Consider the following 20,448-nt stretch of genomic DNA (forward strand, 5'->3'; position numbering starts at 1 on the left):
CACGGGGATCCGCCTGTTGACGGGGGCGGGCGCGTGGTGGCGCGCGCGGGGGTGGCCCGTTTACGGGCCGAGGGGCGGGGCCGGTCGCGGGCCCAGGGGGCGGCGGCCGGTCGCGGGCGTCGGATCGGCGGGGCCGGTGGCCCCGGGCCGGAGCCGTCAGCGGGTGAAGAAGGCGCCCGCGGTGTCCCCGCCCGGCGGCAGCAGGGCCAGGTCGAGGCCACGTACGAGCCGGGAGCGCAGGGTCTCGTCGGCGGCCAGCGCCTCGGCCAGGCGCCGCGCGACGGCGGCGGGCGCGGCCTCCGGGGCGAGCCCGAGGGCCAGGGTCGCGTCGGCCTCCGCCGAGGGGTCCAGCCGGGCGGTCAGGACGTCCGGCTCGGCGGTCAGCAGGGCGCGCAGCGCGTCGGTGACGGCCGGGTCGTCGCGCGGGTCGCCGCTCTCCCGGCCCTCCGCGAGGGCGCGCAGCGCGGCGCCGGTGAGCTGGTACGTCGCCGGGCCCGCCAGGTCGATGACGATCGTGTCCGCCTTCTCGTGCGCGGCGGCGAGCAGGGCCTGCCGCATCGGCACGGCCACCGGGCGGGCGTCCGGTCGCCAGCGGTGCAGCGTCTCCAGGGACGTGAAGGCGGGCAGCGCGCGACGGCCGTCGGGGGCCTGCAACGTCGGCACCGCCATGTCGCTGGTCTTCTCCCGCTTCAGACCGTCCGGGCCGGTCTCCACCTCGCCGAGCACGGCGACGACCGGAACGAGGAGCCGTGCCCGGCTCAGCAGCGGCAGGAGACGGGCCCCGGCCTCGCGGCGGGCGGCGTAGGCCGCCAGGGCGGCCGACAGTTCCGGGTCGGCGGTGCCGTCGTCGTCGGAGAATTCCGAGGTGGGGATGTTCTTGAGCACGCTCCTGAGCCTAGCGGTGGGCCCTTCGGGCCCGGGGAGCGGGCCGGTCGGCACCGGTCGCTTTCGGGTGCCGGGATGCGCCTGCGAGGGGCCCGGCCGGAGTGTCGGTGCTGGCTGCGTGGCCGGGTGCGGCGGCGAGGCGCCTGCGGCGGGCCCCGCTGCATTGTCGGGGCCGGGCCGTTCCCAGGTGCGGCTGCGCGGCGCCTGCGGCCCCGCCGGATCGTCGGTCCGGGCCGTACCCGGGTGCGGCGCCATCGTGCCTGCGGCGGGTGGGGGCCGCTGCGCGGGGCGGTCGGGTTCGGGGACGGGCCTGCGCGGCAGGCCGCTCCGGCCCGCCCCCTTCCGTGGGAGGGGGATGAAGAAGTTCGTGGTGCGGGCGGTGGGTGGCCCGGTGCGGCGGCATGGGGGCCGGGACCGGTTCGGTCAGGGGTGGCGTTTGCGCCAGAGGATGGCCGAGGTGGTGATGAGGGTCAGGCCGGCGAGCGTGGCGGTCCAGGGGAGCCACGCGGTGTCGGCGGTGGCCGTGCCGGCGGTCGGGCCGGGGCCGAAGTACCGCTTGGCGTAGGCGGCCGCTTCGGGCCGCTGCGGGGCCGGCTTGAGGGCGTCGCCCTTTTCGATGGCCGCGGCCGGGTCGACCATGCCGGCGCCCAGCTCGTCGTTGCGGCCGCCTTCCGGGGCGTTCTGGGCGGTGTCGGTGAGCAGCTTCTTGATCTGGGCGGGGCTGAGGTCCGGGTGCGCGGCGCGGATGAGCGCCACCGCGCCGGAGACGAAGGCGGACGCGGCGCTGGTGCCCCAGCCCTCGTAGTACTTGCGGTCCGGGTTGGCGATGACGACGCCGACGCCGGGCGCGCAGACCGTGGCGTACCAGCGGCGGGTGGAGAAGGCGGCGCGGGAGCCCCACTGGTCGACGGCGGCCACCGCGATCACGCCGGGGTAGGCGGCGGGGTAGGAGACGTGGTCGCCGTCCTTGCCGCCGTTGCCGGCCGAGGCGATGACGGGGACGCCCTTGCTCAGGGCGTACTGGATGGCGGCGTCCTCGCGGGGTTCGGGGTGCGCGGAGCGGCTGTCGTCGCCGAGGGACAGGTTGATCACGTCGGCGCCGTGGTCGGTGGCCCAGCGGATGCCGTCGGCGAGCGCGCCGGCCCGTTCGGCGCGGGCCCGCTGCCGCTGCGGGTCGCTGTCCTCCAGGATCACGCGGACCGGCAGGATCTTGGCTTCGGGGGCGACGCCGATGACGCCGTCCTCCCGGTCGGCGCCGTGACCGTGGCCCGCGATGATGCCGGACATGGCGGTGCCGTGCTCGGCCCAGGAGCTGTCGCCGGGACGCGCCCCGAAGCCGACCAGGTCGTTGGCGGGCAGGACCTGGCCCTGGAGGTCCGGGTGGTCCGCGTCGACGCCGGTGTCCAGGACGGCGACGGTGATGCCGTCACCCTTGGTGGTCTCCCAGGCCCGCTCGGCGTGCAGGGCGTTCAGGGCCCATTCCTGGGCGCGTATGCCGTCGGCGTGGGCGGGCAGGGCGGGCAGCACCGTCAGCGCGGCGGCGGACAGCGCGACGCCCGCGGCGCGCAGCAGCGGCCTGGTCATGGCGACTCCGTGGTGGCCCGGGTGGCCTGCTTGCGGAAGGTCTGCTCGATCCGCTCGGTGACGGCCTTGGCGTCGTGGCCCAGCCCGGCTTCGGCGGGGGCGGTGGTGGCGCCCTTACGGGTGGCCTCGGCGGCGGGCTGCGGGGCGTCGACGGTGCGGCCGTCGGCGAAGCCGGAGACGGCGTAGACGACGACGGGCAGGTCGTCGAGGACGCGGAGGGTCCAGCTCGCGCGCTGTTCCGGTCCGAAGCCCGCCGCGGGGGTGCCCTTGGCCGCGTACGGGCGGGGCATCAGGTCCGTACGGGTGTCCAGGAGCTCCGTGGCGAAGCGCCGGCGCAGGTCCTTCATCGCGGTGCGGTCGGCCTTGGTGGAGACGGCGCCGACGGTGACGAGGTTGGTGTGGGTGGCGTCGACGTAGGTGGCGCGCACGAGGCGGCCGCAGCCCACCGGCGCGAGCGCCTTGGCCAGCAGCGGGTCGAACGCGCCCGCGCAGCCGCTGTCGGGGGCGACGGCGGCGCGGACCCAGGTGCGGTCGGCGCCGCCGGGGCCGGTGCTCAGGCCGTTCAGGGTGCGGGGGAAGAGCGTGTCGACGGGAGCGCTGTGCCAGGCCTCGCGGCCGTGCGCGAAGACCGCTTCGGCGGCGGGGCTGCCGTCCGGGTCGTCGGCGAGCCAGGTGCCGGTGGTCGCGCCCACGACGAGGCCGAGGCCGAGCACGAGTCCGGCGGCCGCGAGCGCGGTGCGCCGGGAGGTCTTGGCGGCGTACGGCGGGGCCGTGGGGGCCGGTGGCACGGGCGGGCCGGAAAGCGGGTGCCCGGTGGGGGGCGGCGCGCTCTCGGCCCGTGGCTGGGCGGGGCGCGGCGGAGCGGCCGGGACCTGCGGGCGCGCCTCTGCGCCGCCGGGGGCGTTCCAGAACGCCTCGCTGTTGGCGAGGTGGAAGGCGGCGGTGTCGCGGGGGGCTGCGGCGGCGTCGCGGGGGGCGGCGGAACGGTCCGCCGGGGCCTGCGGGGGGACGGACACGGGCACGGCGCCCGCAGGGGGCGGGACCGGAGCCTGGGCGGGGCGCGGCGGGACGTCCGTGCACGCCGGAACCTGGTCGGATACGGGCGCGGCGCCCGCAGGGGGCAGGACCGGAGCAGGAATCGGCACGGCGCCCGCACGAGGCGGGGCCGGGGCCTGGGCGGGGCGCGGCGGGATGTGGTCCGGGGGCGGGCCGGCTGCCGCGGCGGGCGGCGCCGCCGGGCCGGCGGGCCGGGGCGGCGTCGCGGCGGTGGGGGCGGCGGGCGGCATCGGGCCGGGGCCGGTGGTGGCGGGCCGTTCCGGCGGTGCGGGGCGCGGGACGGCGGTCCGCGGATCCTCGGCGGGGGGCGCCGGCGTGGCCCGGGGCGGGGTGCGGGGAAGCCGATGCGCGTCGGCGAAGTCGGCTTCGGTGCTCACCCGCGCTCCCCCTCGCGCCTGTGTTCCCCGGCCCGGCCAGCAATCGGGGCAGGATGGTTCGTATCCGGACATCACACCGCTGACCTGCTGGTTGCGGCGTCCGCCACTCTACGGGCTGGCGCCGCCGGTGCTCCAACTCGTCCCCCGTGCCCGGGCGTCGGTGCCCGGTCTGTCGTGTTCTCTCCCCCTACCCACCCGTAGTCCGTTCTGGCAGGCTGCGGCCATGTCCCGGTACTCGTGCGACGCAGTTGGTGACAGGGCCCGCCTCGACCGGGCCACCGCCCATCTCGACGCGCCGCTGGCCGTCGTGGACCTCGCCGCCTTCGACGCGAACGCGGCCGATCTGGTGCGGCGGGCGCAGGGCAAGCCGGTGCGGGTAGCGAGCAAGTCGGTGCGCTGCCGCGCCCTGCTGGAGCGGGCGCTGGCGCGGGACGGCTTCGCGGGGATCATGAGCTTCACGCTGGCCGAGTCGCTGTGGCTGGCCCGGTCGGGCTTCGACGACGTGCTGCTGGCGTATCCGTCGGCGGACCGGGCGGGTTTCGCGGAGCTGACCGCCGACCCGAAGCCGGCGGCAGCGGTGACCGTGCTGGTCGATGACGTGGCGCAGTTGGAGCTGATCGACGCCGCCCGGCCCGCGGGAGGCGGCGCGGAGGTCCGGGTGTGTCTGGAGTGGGACACCGCCTTCCGGCCGCTGGGCGGCCGGGCGCGGATCGGTGCGCGGCGGTCGCCGCTGAGCCGGCCGGAGCAGGTGGCCGCGCTCGCCCGTCTGGTGACGCGCCGTCCGGGGTTCCGGGTGGTGGGCCTGATGGCGTACGAGGGGCATGTGGCCGGTGTGGGCGACGCGGTCGCCGGGCGTCCGGTGCGCTCGCGGGCCGTGCGGGCGATGCAGGCGGCGGCGCGCCGGGATCTCGCGCGGCGGCGCTGGGAGGTGGTGCGCGCGGTGCGGGCCGAGGCGCCGGACCTGGAGTTCGTCAACGGCGGCGGTACGGGCAGTGTGCAGTACACGGTCGCGGAGGCGGCGGTGACGGAGGTGGCGGCGGGGTCGGGACTGTACGTCCCGCGGCTGTTCGACAACTACCGTTCGTTCACGGGCCGTCCGGCGGCGGTGTTCGCGCAGCCGGTGGTGCGGCGGCCGGGTGCGGGGGTGGTGACGGTGCTGGGCGGGGGATATCCGGCGTCCGGGGTGGCGGGGCGGGACCGTTCGCCGGTGCCGTATCTGCCCGGGGGGCTGCGCTACGACCCGCGGGAGGAGGCCGGGGAGGTGCAGACGCCGCTGCTGGGGCCGGCCGCGGACGGGCTGCGGCTCGGCGACAAGGTGTGGTTCCGGCACGCGAAGGCCGGTGAGCTGTGCGAGCGGTTCGCGGCCCTGCACCTGGTCGAGGGGGACCGGGTGGTGGAGACGGTGCCGACGTACCGCGGGGAGGGCCGCACCTTCCTGTAGGCGCGGCCCTCGGTCCGGGTCAGGCGTGGAGGCGGTCCCGCTGGTCGGGGACGACCGTGCCGTCGGGCCGGCGGACGGGGCCGGGGCCGCCGTCGGTGTTGGTGTAGCCCGTGGTCGCGCAGGGGTACGTGCCGGACTTGCGGGGCAGCGGCTCGATGAACATGGGGTTGACCACCCAGCGGCCGTCGGCGTTGTCGTAGCCGCGGCACATCAGTTCCGGCTGGTTGCGGTTGATGGCCAGGTGAATGCCGGTGGCGTCGTTGACGAAGGTGACGTCGGTGTTGGCGTCGCCGCCGCCGAGCGCGATGCGGTGCGCGGGGTCCTGGAACCGCCACGCCTCGGCGCCCTTGATCTTGAAGATCTCCTGGTTGATCAGGCAGCGCTTGCCGTCCATGTACGGCAGCACCTCACCGTGGCCGTCCTTGACGTCGCCGCAGCCACGGATGCCGGTGGTGAACCTGCCGCCCTCGGTGAGGCTGCGCACGCCGATGGTGTGCGCGCGGTCGACGCCGACGCCGCCGGACCACGCCTCGGCGATGGTCTCCGAGGACGCGGAGACGATGTAGACCCGGAAGCCGGCCGCCTTGAGGGTGCGGATCAGGTCCTTCTGCTGGTCGTAGTAGCGGATGTAGCCGGCCAGCTCGTGGGTGCCGACGGTCTGCTTGGTGCCGATGGGCGCGGCGAGGTTCTCGGCGCGGGCCTGCTTGGCGTACGAGGTGACCTGGGCCGGGGTCAGGCCGGCGAAGAGCTGCGGGATCCAGGCGTACTCGGGCTTGGTGCGGCGGTGGTTCCACTCGCCCGCGAAGGCGGCCTTGCCGTTCATGGTGCGGGCCTTGCCGCGGATCTCCATGATCTCGTCGGCGCAGGCGGTGTTCTTCGAGGTGCGCAGCGGGCGGCCGACGGGTACGGCGGTGCCGCACGCCTTGGTCAGGGCGCGGTCGGCGGTCGTGGTCATCCAGGGGCTGGTGGCCCGCCAGCTCTTGGGCCGCAGGATCTTGTCGTGCCGCAGGGCCCAGGCGAGGGTGGCGTCGGAGATGTCGTTCTTGACGACGGTGTTGTCCCAGTCGAAGGCGGCGACGGGGCGGCCTCCGGGGCCGGGCTCCGGGTGCGAGCAGATGCCGCGCTCGTCGATCATGCGCTGGATCTTGGCGCGGTTGTTCCCGTACCACTTGATGTTCTTGGAGAGCTGCGGGCAGCTCGTACGCTCCGGGGCCTTCGCGGGGTGCGCGGGCGTCGCGGCGACCGCGGGCCCGGTGGCCGCGAGAGTGGTGACGGTCGCGGCGGCGGCGAGCCCCAGGGCGAGGGCGTGTCTGGTGCGCATGGTTCTCCGGTGCTAGGGGCGGAAGGTCGGCAGTGACGTTCCTGCGGGCAGCGATGCCACCGGGACCGGCGCGCCGGGGCGCCGGTCCCGGTGGTGATCTTCGGACTGTATCCGCGAAGCAGCCCGCGGCCTATACGGGTGTGACGTACGCCCCTGCGATTCCGCCGTCCACCAGGAACTCCGCGGCGTTCACGAAGGACGCGTCGTCGCTGGCGAGGAAGGCGACCGCGGCCGCGATCTCCTCCGGCTCGGCGAACCGGCCGACGGGGACGTGCACCAGGCGGCGCGCGGCCCGCTCCGGGTCCTTGGCGAACAGTTCCTTCAGCAGCGGCGTGTTCACCGGCCCCGGGCACAGCGCGTTCACCCGGATGCCCTCGCGGGCGAACTGCACGCCCAGCTCGCGGGACATCGACAGCACGCCGCCCTTGGACGCGGTGTAGCTGATCTGCGAGGTGGCGGCCCCCATGACGGCCACGAAGGACGCGGTGTTGATGATGGAGCCCCTGCCCTGGCGCTGCATGTAGGGCAGCGCGTGCTTGCAGCACAGGTAGACGGAGGTGAGGTTGACCTCCTGGACGCGCTTCCAGGCGTCCAGCCCGGTGGTGAGGATCGAGTCGTCGTCGGCGGGCGAGATGCCGGCGTTGTTGAACGCCACGTCCACCGAGCCGTACGTGTCGTACGCGGTCTTGAACAGCGCCTCGACCTGGTCGGAGTCGGTCACGTCGACCTGGACGAAGGTGCCGCCGACCGCCTCGGCGGCGGCCTTTCCGGCCGTCTCGTCGATGTCGGCGCAGACCACGTTCGCGCCTTCGGAGGCCAGGCGGCGGGCGGTGGCCAGGCCGATGCCGCTGCCGGCGCCGGTGATGACGGCGGTGCGGCCGACGAGCCGGCGGCACACGGGGGTCGCGCCGCCTTCGGTGGCCGCGGTGGTCTGGTCGGTCACTGCTGCTCCTCGGTGCTGATGAAGATGTTCTTGGTCTCGGTGAAGGCGGCGAGCGCGCCGGGGCCCAGCTCCCGGCCGAGGCCGGACTGCTTGTAGCCGCCGAACGGGGTCCAGTAGCGGACGCTGCTGTGCGAGTTGACGGAGAGGTTGCCGGCCGCGACCGCGCCGGACACCCGCAGCGCGCGGCCCACGTCGCGGGTCCAGATGGAGCCGGACAGGCCGTAGTCGGTGGCGTTGGCGAGCCGGATCGCGTCGGCCTCGTCCTCGAAGGGGAGGACGACGGCGACCGGGCCGAAGATCTCCTCGACGGCGGTGCGGTCGTCCGGCCTGCCCTCCAGGACGGTCGCCGGGTACCAGAAGCCCTTGCCCTGGGGCACCTCGCCGCGGATGGCCGCCGGGGCGTCCTCGGGGACGTAGGACCGTACGCGGGCGAGCTGGGCGGCCGAGATCAGCGGGCCCATCTGCGTCGCCGGGTCGGTGGGGTCGCCCGCGACGAAGGACTTCACGGCGGGCTCCAGCAGCTCCATGAAGCGGTCGTGGACCGAGCGCTGCACGAGGATGCGGCTGCGGGCGCAGCAGTCCTGGCCGGTGACGTCGAGGAAGGAGCCGGGCGCCGCGGCCGCCGCCCGCTCGATGTCGGCGTCGGCGAAGACGATGTTGGGACTCTTGCCGCCGAGTTCGAGGGTGAGCCGCTTGGTCCGCGCGGCGCACTTGGCGGCGATGTGCCGGCCGGTGGCGGTGGAGCCGGTGAAGACGATTTTGGCGACGCCGGGGTGTTCGACGAGGGCGTCGCCGGTCACCGCGCCCTCGCCCGGCAGGACCTGGAACAGGCCCTCGGGCACGCCCGCCTCCCGCGCGTGCTCGGCCAGCCGCAGCGCGGTGAGCGGGGTGGTCTCGGCGGGCTTGAGGAGGACGGCGTTGCCGGCCGCGAGCGCGGGAGCCATGCCCCAGGCGGCGGTCGGCATCGGGAAGTTCCACGGCGCGATGACGGCGACGACGCCGAGCGGCTCCTGGACGGTGATGTTCAGGCCGCCGGCGACCGGGATCTGGGAGCCGGTCAGCCGCTCCACTCCCCCGGCGGCGTAGTTCAGCAGGTCGACGACGTTGTTCGCCTCCCACCGGGCGTTGCCCATGGGGTGGCCGGTCTCGGTCAGCTCCAGCCGGGCCAGCGACTCGGTGTCCCGGCCGACGACCGTGGCGAACCGCCGCAGCACGCGGGCGCGGTCGCCGGGCGGCAGCGCGGCCCACTTCTCCTGCGCCGCGGCGGCCCGCCGGACCGCGGCGTCCACCTCCGCGGGGGTCGTGACGGGGACGACCTGTACCAGTTCCTCGGTCGCCGGGTTGATGATGCGCAGCTCTTGCAACACGTCGCAGCTTTCCTTACATGCGCTCGAAGGAGCGGAAGCGCTCCCAGTCCGTGACGGCGGCGTCGTACGCGTCCTGTTCGACGCGGGCCATGTGGAGGTAGTGCTCGACGACCTCGTCGCCGAAGGCCGCGCGGGCGATGGGGCTGGCCTCCCACAGGGCGGCGGCCTCGCGCAGGGTGGCGGGCACGTGGTCGGCGCCGCCGGTGTAGGCGTTGCCGGTACACGCCTCGGGCAGCTCCAGCTCGTGCTCGATGCCGTACAGGCCCGCGGCGACCATGGCGGCGACCGCGAGATACGGGTTCACGTCGCCGCCGGGCAGGCGGTTCTCCAGGCGGTGGCCGGGGCCGTGGCCGATGACGCGCAGGGCGCAGGTGCGGTTGTCCGGGCCCCAGGCGACGGCGGTGGGGGCGAAGGAGCCGGGGCGAAAGCGCTTGTAGGAGTTGATGTTGGGGGCGTAGAAGAGCGTGAAGTCGCGGAGCGCGGCGAGCTGTCCGGCCAGAAAGTGCCGCATGACGCGCGACATGCCGTACGGGCCGGAGTCGTCGGCCAGGACGGGCTGCCCGGCCTCGTCGCGCAGCGAGAGGTGGATGTGGCAGGAGTTGCCCTCGCGCTCGTCGTACTTGGCCATGAAGGTGAGCGCCATGCCCTCCTGGGCGGCGATCTCCTTGGCGCCGGTCTTGTAGACGGAGTGCTGGTCGCAGGTGGTCAGCGCCTCGTCGTAGCGGAAGGCGATCTCGTGCTGGCCGAGGTTGCACTCGCCCTTGGCGGACTCCACGGTCATCCCGGCGGCACCCATCTCGTTGCGGATGCGGCGCAGCAGGGGCTCGACGCGTCCGGTGCCGAGGACGGAGTAGTCGGTGTTGTACTGGTTGGCGGGGGTCATGCCGCGGTAGCCGCGGCTCCAGGCGTCCTCGTAGGTGTCCCGGAAGACGATGAACTCCAGCTCGGTGCCCGCGTAGGCGCTCCAGCCGCGCTCGGCGAGCCGGTCGAGCTGGCGGCGCAGGATCTGCCGCGGGGAGGCGACGACCGGCGAGCCGTCGTGCCAGGCGAGGTCGGCGGTGAGCAGGGCGGTGCCGGGGTGCCACGGGGTGCGGCGCAGGGTGGCGGCGTCGCCGTGCATGGCGAAGTCGCCGTAGCCGCGCTCCCAGGAGGACATCGCGTAGCCCTGCACGGTGTTGACGTCGACGTCCACGGCCAGGAGGTAGTTGCAGCCCTCGGTGCCGTGCTCCAGCACCTCGTCGAGGAAGTGACGGGCGGCGAACCGCTTGCCGGTCAGTCTGCCCTGCATGTCGGTGAAGGCCAGGACGACCGTGTCGATCTCCCCGGTGTCGACGAGCCGTCTCAGCTCCTCGACGGAGAGCGGGGGCGTGCGGTCTGCCACGGTGGGGCCTCCTGTCGCTGCGTCCGGAGGTCATAAGGTAGGCCTGCGAACCATTGGTTGGGAAGGGGTTCCGGTGGATGGTGCGGGCAACGGCGCGGCACACGGCCCGGGCGGGCGCCCGGCGGACCGGCTGGCGCCGGTGCTGCGTCCCGTGCGGGCGGGCAACGGCTTCGAGGAGGCGCTGGAGCAGATACTCCAGATCGTCCGGCTGGGCCTGGTGCCCGGCGGCGGCCGCCTGCCCGCGGAGCGGGAGTTGGCGCAACGGCTCCGGATCAGCCGGGTGACGCTGCGCGAGGTGCTCAAGGTCCTCCAGGACGAAGGCCTGGTGGAGAGCCGGCGCGGCCGTTACGGCGGTACGTTCGTCCGGCCGCGCCGGGAGACCGCGGGCGAGGACGAGCTGCGGCGCCGCGTCGAGAAGGTGGACGTCGAGGACACGCTGCGGTTCCGGGAGGTGCTGGAGGTGGGCGCCGCCGGACTGTGCGCCGCGCACGGTCTGGACGGCGTGCGGGCGCGGCGGCTGCGGGAGGCGCTGGCGGCCACCCACGACGCGCCGCTGGCGGACTACCGGCGGCGCGACACGCTGCTGCACCTGACGCTGGCCGAGCTGGCCGGTTCGCCGTCACTGGCGGCCCGGTACGCCGCGGTGCGGGCGGACGTGAACGAGCTGCTGGACTGCATCCCGCTGCTGGTACGCAATCTGGAGCACTCCCAGGCGCAGCACACCGCCCTGGTCGAGGCCGTGCTGGAGGGGGACGCGGACGGGGCGCGGGAAGTGATGCGCGAGCACTGTGCAGGCACGGCGGCGCTGCTGCGGGGGTTCTTGACGGGGCCGTCGTCGTAACCAGTCTTTTACGCAGGGGCCTTGCGCTCGGCCGCACCGTGAAGCAAAGGTGTACGGCTATACCTTTGGCGTACTTCCCCCTCACGCACCCCCTCGGCGAGGCAGGAGCGGCTCATGGCCGACAGCACGGACCCCCGTACCGCACCGCACCCCGCCACCGCGGCCGGCGACCCGGCACCGCAGGACGCCTACCTCCGGAAGCGCACCCTGCGGCGCGGCAGCGCGGGCCCGGTCCTGCTCACCGGGCTGGGTGTCGCCTACGTCGTCTCCGGGGACTTCTCCGGCTGGAACAACGGCCTGGCGCAGGGCGGCTTCGGCGGCCTGGCCATCGCCGCGGTCCTGATGGGCACCATGTACACCTGCCTGGTCTTCGCGCTGGCCGAACTGGCCTCCATCCTGCCGACGGCGGGCGGCGGCTACGGCTTCGCGCGGCGCGCGCTGGGCACCTGGGGCGGCTTCCTGACCGGCACGGCCATCCTCATCGAGTACGTGCTCGCGCCCGCCGCGATCTCCATCTTCATCGGCGACTACGTCGAATCGCTCGGCCTGTTCGGCCTGACCTCCAGTTGGCCCGTCCACCTGGCCTGCTTCGTCGTCTTCATCGGCATCCACCTGTGGGGCGTGGGTGAGGCGCTGCGCTTCAGCCTGGCCGTCACCGCCGTCGCGGTCGCCGCCATCGTCGTCTTCGCGTGCGGCGCGCTCAGCGACTTCCACGTCAGCGCCCTGGACGACATCCCCGTCGACGCCGGCGCCTTCGGCGCCAACTCCTGGCTCCCTTTCGGGATCCTCGGCATCTGGGCCGCGTTCCCGTTCGCCATGTGGTTCTTCCTCGGCGTCGAGGGCGTACCACTGGCCGCCGAGGAGACCAGGGACCCGGTCCGTACGCTGCCGAAGGCGATGGCCGCCGCGATGGGCATCCTGCTGCTGCTCGCGCTGGTCACCTTCGTCGCCGCGACCGGCGCCCGGGGCTCCGCGGCCATCCAGTCGGCGGGCGACCCGCTGGTGCGGGCGCTCCAGCCGCACGGTACGCCCACCACCGTCTCCCGCATCGTCAACTACGCGGGCCTGGCGGGCCTGGTGGCCTCCTTCTTCTCCCTGATCTTCGCCGGGTCGCGGCAGCTCTTCGCGCTCTCCCGGGCCGGCTACCTGCCCCGCTTCCTGTCCCTCACCAGCCGCCGCAAGGCCCCCTACCTGGCGCTGCTGGTGCCCGGCGCGCTGGGCTTCGCGCTGGCCGCCGCGACCGGCGACGGCGCCCGGATGCTCAACATCGCCGTCTTCGGGGCCACCATCTCCTACGCCCTGATGTCGCTCTCGCACATCGTGCTGCGCCGCCGCGAGCCGCGGCTGCCCCGCCCGTACCGCACCCCCGGCGGCATCCTCACCTCGTCCACCGCCTTCGTCCTGGCCTGCGCCGCGCTGGTGGCGACCTTCCTCGTCGACCAGCAGGCCGCCCTCATGGCCCTCGGCTTCTACGGCGTCGCCCTGGCGTACTTCGCCCTCTACTCCCGGCACCGGCTGGTCGCGGCGGCCCCCGAGGAGGAGTTCGCGGCGCTCGCGGCGGCCGAGGCCGAGCTGGAACGCGACTGACCCGACGCCCCACGCGCACCCTTCGGAGGCCCCGTGTCCCCCTCACCACCCCTCATCGGTGTCACCACCTACGTCGCCGACGACGCCCGCTGGGGCGTCTGGGCCCTGCCCGCCGCCCTGCTCCCGGCCGGCTACCACCGTCTCGTCCAGCGCTGCGGCGGCCTCGCCGCGCTGCTGCCGCCCGGCGACCCGGGCACCGCGGCCGCGGCCGTCTCCCGGCTGGACGGCCTGGTGATCGCGGGCGGCCCGGACGTCGAACCCGTACGCTACGGAGCCGACCCCGAGCCGCGCACCGGCCCCCCGGCGCGCGACCGGGACACCTGGGAGCTGGCGCTGATCGACGCGGCCCTGGACGCGCGGGTCCCCCTGCTCGGCGTCTGCCGGGGCATGCAACTGCTGAACGTCGCCCTCGGCGGCACCCTCGTCCAGCACCTCGACGGCCACGCGGGCCCGGCCGGCGTCTTCGACCGGCACGAGGTCAAGCCGGAGCCGGGCACCCTGCTCGGCGCGATCCTGCCCGAGGCGGTGTCCGTACCGACCTACCACCACCAGGCCGTGGACCGGCTCGGCAGCGGCCTGCGCCCCTCCGCCCACGCGGCGGACGGCACGGTCGAGGCCCTGGAACTGCCCGGCGCCGACCACTTCGTGCTGTCCGTGCAGTGGCATCCGGAGGCCGGGGACGACACCCGCGTGATGGACGCCCTGATGCGGGCGGCGGGCGGTGCGTGAGGGAGTGACAGGCGGTGCGTGAGGGGATGGCCGCCCCTGGATGACCGCTGCCGCGCGCACTGCGGTGTCACGGCCGGGCCCTGGTCAGGCCCAGCAGGTGGCGCGCCGGGCCCGCCGGGCGTTGGCCGGAGGGCCAGACGGCGCGCAGGTCACGGCCGAAGCGGGTGGCGTGTACGGGGATCTCGACCAGCCGTCGCGCCGCCAGCTCCTCCCCCACGGCCAGTTCGCTCAGCACCGACGGGCCGGCGCCGCTCACCGCGGCGGCCTTGACCGCCGTCGTGGACGCCAGCTCCAGCAGGGGCGCCGCGAGTCCGCCGTGCCCGGCCAGCGCCGCGTCCAGGACCTGCCGGGTGCCGGAGCCGCGTTCGCGCAGGATCAGCGGGGTGGCGGCCAGTTCGGCGACGGTCAGCTCCGTACGGCGCCGGGCCCACGGGTGCGCGGGCGCGGCGACCACCATCAGCCGGTCGTGGCCGATGACCGCGCCGTCCAGCCCGGCGGGCACGTCCAGCCCTTCCACGAACCCGAGGTCGGCCTCGCCCGCGAGGAGCCGCTCGGCGACGGCGGCGGAGTTCCCGGCCAGCAGGGACACCGCGGTGTCCGGGCGCTGCGCGCGCAGCGCGATGAGCCAGCCGGGCAGCAGGTACTCGGCGATGGTCATGCTGGCGGCCACCCGCAGCCGCGAGTCCCGGCGCCCCCGCAGCGCCTGCGCGCCCGCGTCGAACGCCTCGGCGGCCTCCACCACCCGCCGCGCCCAGTCCGTGACCAGCGCCCCCGCGTCCGTCAGGCGCGAGCCGCGCGGCGAGCGTTCGACGAGGGCGACGCCGAGCTGCTGTTCCATCGAGCGGATGCGGCTGCTGGCGGCGGGCTGGCTGATGCCCCGTTCGCGGGCCGCCCGCCCGAGGCTGCCGAGCCGGGCGACGGCGAGCAGCAGTTCCAGTGCGCCGAGGTCCGGTACGCGGTGCGAGAGCGGGACCACGGGCCCCGTCCCCGGCTGCTCTTCCTTCACACTGGTCATAACCCCACCTTATGCCCTCATAGACGCGAGGTCCCTGGTGGGAGAGGGTGCGCGGGCCGACCCTGGAAGCATGGCAACCCTGACGCACCCCTCCGCGCGCACCGGCCCCCGTACTCCCGCCCGCTCCCCCGGCACGCTGCCGGCCCTGCGTCATCTCGGCCCCAACTGGTACGCCGCCGTCATGGGCACCGCCATCGTCGCCAACGCCGGCGCGGCCCTGTCGCCGCCCCTCCCCGGCCCGCGCGGCGCGTACGTCGTGGTGTGGGCGCTCTCCGCCGTACTGCTGCTGGTCCTGCTCGCCGCCCGGAGCGTGCACTGGCTGCGCCACACCGACCAGGCCCGGCGCCATCTGCTCGACCCGGCGGTGGCGCCGTTCTACGGCTGTCTGGCGATGGCCCTGCTGGCGGTCGGTGGCGGGACGCTCGCCGTCGGCCCGGACGTGCTCGGTGAACGGACCGCCGTCGCCGCCGACGCGGTCCTGTGGTGCGCCGGTACGGCGACCGGGCTCGCGGCGGCCGCGGCGGTGCCGTACCTGATGGTGGCCCGGCACCGCATCGAGACCGGGACCGCCTCCCCGGTGTGGATCCTGCCGCTGGTCGCGCCGATGGTCTCGGCCGCGCTCGGCCCGGGCCTGGTGCCGCACCTGCCCGCCGGGCAGTGGCGGGCGGCGATGCTGCTCGCCTGTCACGCGATGTTCGGGATGTCGCTGCTGGCCACCCTGCTGGTGCTGCCGCTGGTCCTGGCCCGGCTGATCCACCACGGGCCGCTGCCGCTCGCCCTGACCCCGACGCTCTTCCTCGTCCTGGGACCGCTCGGCCAGTCCGCGACGGCGGTCAACAACCTCGCCGACGCCGCGCCCGGCACGGTCGGCGCCGGGTACGCGCAGGCGATGAGCGGCTTCGCGCTGCTGTACGGCGTGCCGGTCATGGGCTTCGCGCTGCTGTGGCTGGCGTTGGCGACGGCGCTGGTCGTCCGCGCCTTCCGCGCCGGGATGACGTTCTCGATGACCTGGTGGGCGTTCACCTTCCCGGTCGGTACGTGTGTGACGGGCGCGGCGGGCCTGGCGCGGCACACGGGGCTCACGGCCTTCACCTGGCTCGCGGTGGGGCTGTTCGCCGTGCTGGTGGCGGCCTGGCTGGTGGCCGGCGCCCGTACCGCGCTGGGGCTGGCACGCGGTCAGCTCCTCGTCCCGCCGGCCCGGCCCGCGGCTCCGACGGTGCCGGCGCAGCCGGTCAGCGCGCCTGCTCCAGCGCGGCCCTGAGCACCGCCGGCGCCTCCGCCAACGACGGCCCGTACCAGGTGAGATGACGCCCGCTGACCAGCGCGGCGGGCAGCCCGGGGAACGCCTCGGGGCCGTCGTCGGGCGTGAAGCGGTACGGCTCGTCCGGGAGCACCACCAGGTCGGCGCCGCGCGCGGTCAACTCCCCGACGGGGACGCGCGGATACCGTTCGGGGTGGTCCGCGTACAGGTTCACCACGCCCAGCCGGGCGAGCAGGTCGCCCGCGAAGGTGTCCCGGCCCAGGACCATCCAGGGCCGCCGCCAGACGGGCACCACGGCACCGCGCGCGTCCACCGCGCCGGCCCGCAGATCCCGCCAGGCGTCCGCCGCGTCGTCCAGCCAGCCGGGCCGGGGCAGCCGGCAGCCGCGCACCAGAACCCGTTCCAGTTCGCGCAGCGCCTGGTCCAGGTCGCGGACCTCGGTGACCAGGACGTCCAGTCCGGCGGCGCGCAGCGCGCCGAGGTCCGGTGCCCGGTTCTCCTCCTCGTTGGCCAGTACGAGGTCCGGTGCGAGGGCGGCGATCCGGGCGGTGTCCGGGTTCTTGGTGCCGCCGACCCGCGGCACGTCCAGATCGGCGGGGTGGCTGCACCAGTCGGTGGCACCGACGAGCAGTTCGGGCGCGGTGGCGGCCACGGCCTCGGTGAGCGAGGGCACGAGGGAGACCACGCGCGGGGTGCGGCGGCGACCGGTCGTCATGGCCCCACCGTACGCGGACGGGGCCCGGCCCGAAGCACAACGGCCCCGCCCCCGGTGGTACGGCCGGGGGCGGGGCGCGCGCGGCGCGTTCAGCGCCTCACTTGACCGGCGCCATCTTGTCGACGATGCCCGGGTGGGCGTCGATCCACTTCTCGACGCCGTCGTTCTCGTGGCCCTTGCCGGCGTCCTGGATCTCCTTCTCCAGGCTGCCCAGCTCCTCGGGCGACATCTTCCAGTTCTTCAGCCAGCCGTTGAACTCCGGGAACTTCTCCGGGAAGCTCTTGTGGCCGAGCGTCTTGATCTGGTTGTTGTCGCCCCAGGTGTGCTTCGGGTCCGCAAGCTTGGTCAGGTCGTACTTGCTGTACGCCCAGTGCGGCGACCAGAGCACGACCGCGATCGGCTCCTTCTTGGCGTAGGCGCGGTCCAGCTCGGCGAGCATGGAGCTGGTGCCGGCCTCGGTGACCTGGAAGTCCTCCAGGCCGTACGCGGGGGCGACGGTGTCCTTCAGGCGCTTCATCTCACCGGTGCCCGGCTCGATGCCGATGATCTTGCCCTGGAACTCGTCCCGGTGCTCGCGCAGGTCGTCCAGCGTCTTGACGTCCTTGACGTAGGACGGGACGGCGATCTCCAGTGACGTCTTGTCGTACCAGGCGCCGACGTCGACGAGATCGTTCTTGTACTGGTCCCAGTACTGTTTCTGCGCGACCGGAAGCCAGGCGTCGAACTCCACGTCGATCTGCCCGCTGGACAGTCCGGTCCACATCGGGCCGACGTCCAGGTTGCGGATATTCGGCTGGTAGCCCCGCTTCTCCAAGACGTTCTTCCACAGGTACGTGGTGGCGATGCCCTCGTCCCACGCCGGGTAGCCGATGTTCGGCGCGGCGCCGGCGTCCCTGCCCTTGGCGTACGTGGTGTTCGCCGACGGGGCGATCTTGTCCACCAGGCCCGGGTTCTTCTTCAGCCAGGTGCGCACACCGTCCTGCTCGTGGCCCTCGCCGGCGCCCTTGACCTCGTTCTCCAGGCTGGTGAGCTGCTGCTCGTCCAGGTGGAAGTTCTTCATCCACTTGGTGACCTCGGGCTCGTCCTGGGCGAAGCCCTTGCGGCCGAGCAGGTGCAGGCTGTCACCGGAGCCGAAGGAGCCCTTGGGGTCCGCCAGCTTGGTCAGGTCGTACTTGTCGTACGCCCAGTGCGGCGACCACAGCGTGACGGCGATCGGCTTCTTCGCCGCGTAGGCGCGGTCCAGCTCGGTGAGCATGGACGCGGTGCTGGACTCGGCGACCTTGTACTCGTCCTGAAGGCCGTAGTCCTTGAGGACCTTGTCCTTGAGGATCTTCATCTCGCCGGCGCCCGGCTCGATGCCGGTGATCTTGCCGCCGAACTCGCCCGCCTTCCCCTTGAGGTCGTCGAGGGACTTGACGTCCTTCATGTACGACGGGACCGCGATCTCCAGCGAGGTCTTGTCGTACCAGGCACCGAGGTCTTCGAGCTTGTCCCGGTACTTCTTGTAGTACTCGGCGTGCGTGGTGGGCAGCCAGGCGTTGGTCTGCACGTCGATGTCGCCGCGCGCCTGCCCGGTGAACAGCGCGCCGGCTTCCAGCGCCTGCGCCTTCGGCTTGAAGCCGCGCTGTTCGAGGATCTCCTTCCACAGGTACGTGGTGGCCTTGCCCTCGTCCCAGTTGACGTACCCGAGCGTGATCGGCCGGCCGCCGCCGTCGCTCTTCGCGCCTTCCTTGCCGAAGACGTTCAGACCGCCCGCGACCAGCGCGAGGACGACCACGCCGACCATCGCGACGGAGGTGGCGGGCTTCCAGTACAGGAACTTCGCGCCGCCCAGCGCGGCCTGCGCCTTGGCCAGCGCGCGGCGGCCCAGCGGTGAGACCCGCTCGTTGAGGGCGCCGGTCATCCGGTCCAGGTACATGGCGAGGATGACGACGGCGAGGCCCGCCTCGAAGCCGAGGGCCACGTTCACGGAGCTGACCGCGTTGTAGACCGACGAGCCCAGGCCCTCCGCGCCGACCATGCCGGCGATGACGACCATGGACAGCGCCAGCATGATGACCTGGTTGATGCCGGCCATGATGGTGGGCAGTGCCAGCGGGAGCTGCACCCGGAAGAGGGTGCGGCGCGGGTGGGTACCGAACGCCTCCGCCGCCTCGACGAGTTCACCGTCGACCTGGCGGATGCCCAGCTCGGTCATCCGGACGGCGGGCGGCATCGAGAAGATGATGGTCGCGACCATGCCGGGCATCACGCCGATGCCGAAGAAGAGGATGCCGGGGATCAGGTAGACCATCGCGGGCATCGTCTGCATCAGGTCCAGGACCGGGCGCAGCGCGCCGCCGACGACGCGGTTGCGGGCCGCCCAGATACCGAGCGGAACCGCCACGACGATGGTGATGATGCAGGCCACCAGCACCAGCGCCAGGGACTGCATGGTGGCGTCCCACTGCTCGATCGAGTCGATGAGCGCGAACCCGGCGAAGGTGAGCACCGCGGCCGGCAGGCCGCGCAGCCACCAGGCGAGCACCGCGAAGATGCCCATCAGCAGGAACGGCTGCGGGGCGGAGAGGACCGCCTCGATGCCGTTGTACATGTCCGTCAGGACGCGTGAGACGAAGTCGAAGAGCCACGTGAGGTGGTGGCGCAGCCATTCGACACAGGTGTTGGCCCAGGAGCCGACGTCGATCCTAGGCACGGGCGGTCACCTTGCCCCCGGGCTTGCCGCCCGTCATGCCGTCGGGCTGGACGGCGGCCTTGCCGTCGCGCCCGGTGGGCTTGCCGTCGGACCCGGTGGTCCGGCCGGCGGCGGGGGCGGCGCCCTCGGGGGCCTTGGCGGCCGGGGCCTGCGGGCCCTTCCCGGCGGGTTCGTCCTGCTGTCCGCCCTCGCCGAGCGCGGCCAGCAGCCGCCGCATCGGCACCGCGCCGACCAGCTCGCCGTCCGCGTCGACGACGGCGACCGGTACGTTCCCGGCCGCGCAGGGGCCGAACAGCTCGGCGACCGGCGTGTCCCGGTGGACCCTGGCGGGCGCGGCGGCGAGGAAGTCCGCGACCGTACGGATCTCCGCGCCGTCCTCCGCGGTGGAGCCCAGCACCTCGTCGGCACCGACCATGACGGCTCCGGCGGTGAGCACCCGGGAGCGGTCGACGTCCTGGATGAAGGACGCGACGTAGTCGTTGGCGGGGGTGAGGAGGATGTCCTCGGCGCTGCCGGTCTGCACGATGCGGCCGTCGCGCATGACGGCGATCCGGTCGCCGAGGCGCATGGCCTCGTTCAGGTCGTGGGTGATGAAGACGATGGTCTTCTTCAGCGTCTTCTGGAGCTCCAGGAGCTGGTCCTGCATGTCGCGGCGGATCAGCGGGTCCAGCGCGCTGAAGGACTCGTCCATCAGCAGCAGGTCGGCGTCGGTGGCCAGCGCGCGGGCCAGGCCCACTCGCTGCTGCATGCCGCCGGACAGCTCGTCCGGCCAGGACTTCTCCCAGCCCTTGAGGCCGGCGAGGTGCAGTGCCTCGGTGGCGCGCCGGTCGCGCTCGGCACGCGGTACGCCCTGGACCTCCAGCCCGTACGCGGCGTTCTCCAGCACACTGCGGTGCGGGAAGAGCGCGAAGTGCTGGAAGACCATGGAGATCTTCTCGGAGCGGACCTTGCGCAGTTCCCTGGCGCTGAGCGAGGTCAGGTCCTGACCGTCGAACCGGACGCTTCCGGCGGTCGGCTCCAGCAGCCCGTTGAGAGTCCGCAGAAGGGTGGACTTACCGGATCCGGACAGACCCATGACGACGAAGATCTGGCCCTCGTCCACGGAGAACGACGCGTCGATCACCGCGGCGGTCGTGCCGTCGGCCCGCAGCTCCTCGCGGCTCGCACCGTCTTCGAGCCGTCGTACGGCGTCCTCGGGTCGTCTCCCGAACACTTTGTACACGTGCTCGGCTTGCAGCCTGGCCACATAC

The 20,448-nt window shown here is 74.0% G+C and carries 16 protein-coding genes; 5 read left to right on the forward strand and 11 right to left on the reverse strand.

Annotation, left to right across the window (positions count from 1 at the left end; all coding sequences use genetic code 11):
- Positions 1 to 156 precede the first annotated feature (156 nt).
- From ACH4EB_RS12465 to ACH4EB_RS12475, 3 genes are all read right to left on the reverse strand, one after another.
- Entirely contained in the window at positions 157 to 885 is a 729-nt protein-coding gene (locus ACH4EB_RS12465) for an SseB family protein (protein ID WP_398347379.1), read from the reverse strand.
- Between the two features lie 423 nt (positions 886 to 1,308).
- On the reverse strand, positions 1,309 to 2,469 hold the full coding sequence (mycP, locus tag ACH4EB_RS12470; RefSeq protein ID WP_398347380.1) for a type VII secretion-associated serine protease mycosin: 1,161 nt from the start codon (positions 2,467 to 2,469) through the stop codon (positions 1,309 to 1,311).
- On the reverse strand, positions 2,466 to 3,902 hold the full coding sequence (locus ACH4EB_RS12475) for a hypothetical protein (protein WP_398347381.1): 1,437 nt from the start codon (positions 3,900 to 3,902) through the stop codon (positions 2,466 to 2,468). The genes mycP and ACH4EB_RS12475 overlap by 4 nt, the downstream gene beginning before the upstream one ends.
- 223 nt (positions 3,903 to 4,125) lie before the next feature.
- Between ACH4EB_RS12475 and ACH4EB_RS12480 the strand changes: the two genes are divergently transcribed.
- A complete protein-coding gene (locus ACH4EB_RS12480) occupies positions 4,126 to 5,343 on the forward strand; it encodes an amino acid deaminase/aldolase (RefSeq protein WP_398347382.1) in 1,218 nt (405 codons plus the stop codon).
- A 19-nt stretch (positions 5,344 to 5,362) separates the two neighbouring features.
- Here the strand turns inward: ACH4EB_RS12480 and ACH4EB_RS12485 are convergent, their stop codons facing one another.
- The 4 genes from ACH4EB_RS12485 to ACH4EB_RS12500 all read right to left on the reverse strand — a co-directional run bounded on the left by ACH4EB_RS12485 (position 5,363) and on the right by ACH4EB_RS12500 (position 10,355).
- Positions 5,363 to 6,664 carry a haloacid dehalogenase-like hydrolase gene (locus tag ACH4EB_RS12485; RefSeq protein ID WP_398347383.1) on the reverse strand — a complete coding sequence of 434 codons (1,302 nt, stop codon included), beginning with the start codon at positions 6,662 to 6,664 and terminating at the stop codon, positions 5,363 to 5,365.
- Between the two features lie 130 nt (positions 6,665 to 6,794).
- Positions 6,795 to 7,607 carry a 3-oxoacyl-ACP reductase gene (locus tag ACH4EB_RS12490; RefSeq protein ID WP_398347384.1) on the reverse strand — a complete coding sequence of 271 codons (813 nt, stop codon included), beginning with the start codon at positions 7,605 to 7,607 and terminating at the stop codon, positions 6,795 to 6,797.
- Positions 7,604 to 8,974 (reverse strand): aldehyde dehydrogenase family protein, encoded by a 1,371-nt coding sequence (locus ACH4EB_RS12495; RefSeq protein WP_398347385.1) that lies wholly within the window; start codon positions 8,972 to 8,974, stop codon positions 7,604 to 7,606. Before ACH4EB_RS12495 ends, ACH4EB_RS12490 begins: the two co-directional genes overlap by 4 nt.
- Positions 8,975 to 8,987: 13 nt before the next feature.
- Entirely contained in the window at positions 8,988 to 10,355 is a 1,368-nt protein-coding gene (locus ACH4EB_RS12500; protein WP_398347386.1) for a glutamine synthetase family protein, read from the reverse strand.
- Positions 10,356 to 10,428: 73 nt separating this feature from the next.
- Here ACH4EB_RS12500 and ACH4EB_RS12505 point away from each other — a divergent pair, with 73 nt between their 5' ends.
- The 3 genes from ACH4EB_RS12505 (at position 10,429) to ACH4EB_RS12515 (ending at position 13,512) form a co-directional block, all read left to right on the forward strand.
- Positions 10,429 to 11,196, forward strand: coding sequence for a FadR/GntR family transcriptional regulator (locus ACH4EB_RS12505; protein ID WP_398347387.1), 768 nt, complete (start codon positions 10,429 to 10,431; stop codon positions 11,194 to 11,196).
- A 114-nt stretch (positions 11,197 to 11,310) separates the two neighbouring features.
- Complete coding sequence (gene eat, locus ACH4EB_RS12510; RefSeq protein WP_398347388.1) at positions 11,311 to 12,783, forward strand: ethanolamine permease; 1,473 nt, start codon at positions 11,311 to 11,313, stop codon at positions 12,781 to 12,783.
- A 33-nt stretch (positions 12,784 to 12,816) separates the two neighbouring features.
- Complete coding sequence (locus ACH4EB_RS12515) at positions 12,817 to 13,512, forward strand: gamma-glutamyl-gamma-aminobutyrate hydrolase family protein (RefSeq protein WP_398347389.1); 696 nt, start codon at positions 12,817 to 12,819, stop codon at positions 13,510 to 13,512.
- Between the two features lie 67 nt (positions 13,513 to 13,579).
- Here ACH4EB_RS12515 and ACH4EB_RS12520 read toward each other — a convergent pair whose 3' ends face one another.
- Positions 13,580 to 14,527, reverse strand: a complete 948-nt coding sequence (locus tag ACH4EB_RS12520; RefSeq protein WP_398347390.1) for a LysR family transcriptional regulator — start codon at positions 14,525 to 14,527, stop codon at positions 13,580 to 13,582.
- 70 nt (positions 14,528 to 14,597) lie between these two features.
- Between ACH4EB_RS12520 and ACH4EB_RS12525 the strand changes: the two genes are divergently transcribed.
- Entirely contained in the window at positions 14,598 to 15,788 is a 1,191-nt protein-coding gene (locus ACH4EB_RS12525) for a TDT family transporter (RefSeq protein ID WP_398347391.1), read from the forward strand.
- Here the strand turns inward: ACH4EB_RS12525 and ACH4EB_RS12530 are convergent.
- The 3 genes from ACH4EB_RS12530 to ACH4EB_RS12540 form a co-directional block, all read right to left on the reverse strand.
- A complete protein-coding gene (locus ACH4EB_RS12530) occupies positions 15,760 to 16,503 on the reverse strand; it encodes a helical backbone metal receptor (RefSeq protein WP_398347392.1) in 744 nt (247 codons plus the stop codon). The two genes, ACH4EB_RS12525 and ACH4EB_RS12530, sit on opposite strands and share 29 nt — an antisense overlap.
- Positions 16,504 to 16,600: 97 nt before the next feature.
- On the reverse strand, positions 16,601 to 19,198 hold the full coding sequence (locus ACH4EB_RS12535) for an ABC transporter permease/substrate binding protein (protein ID WP_398347393.1): 2,598 nt from the start codon (positions 19,196 to 19,198) through the stop codon (positions 16,601 to 16,603).
- On the reverse strand, positions 19,191 to 20,444 hold the full coding sequence (locus ACH4EB_RS12540; protein ID WP_398347394.1) for a glycine betaine/L-proline ABC transporter ATP-binding protein: 1,254 nt from the start codon (positions 20,442 to 20,444) through the stop codon (positions 19,191 to 19,193). Before ACH4EB_RS12540 ends, ACH4EB_RS12535 begins: the two co-directional genes overlap by 8 nt.
- Between the last annotated feature and the right edge of the window lie 4 nt (positions 20,445 to 20,448).

The organism is Streptomyces sp. NPDC018045, from assembly GCF_044327445.1.
Classification (GTDB): Bacteria; Actinomycetota; Actinomycetes; order Streptomycetales; family Streptomycetaceae; genus Streptomyces.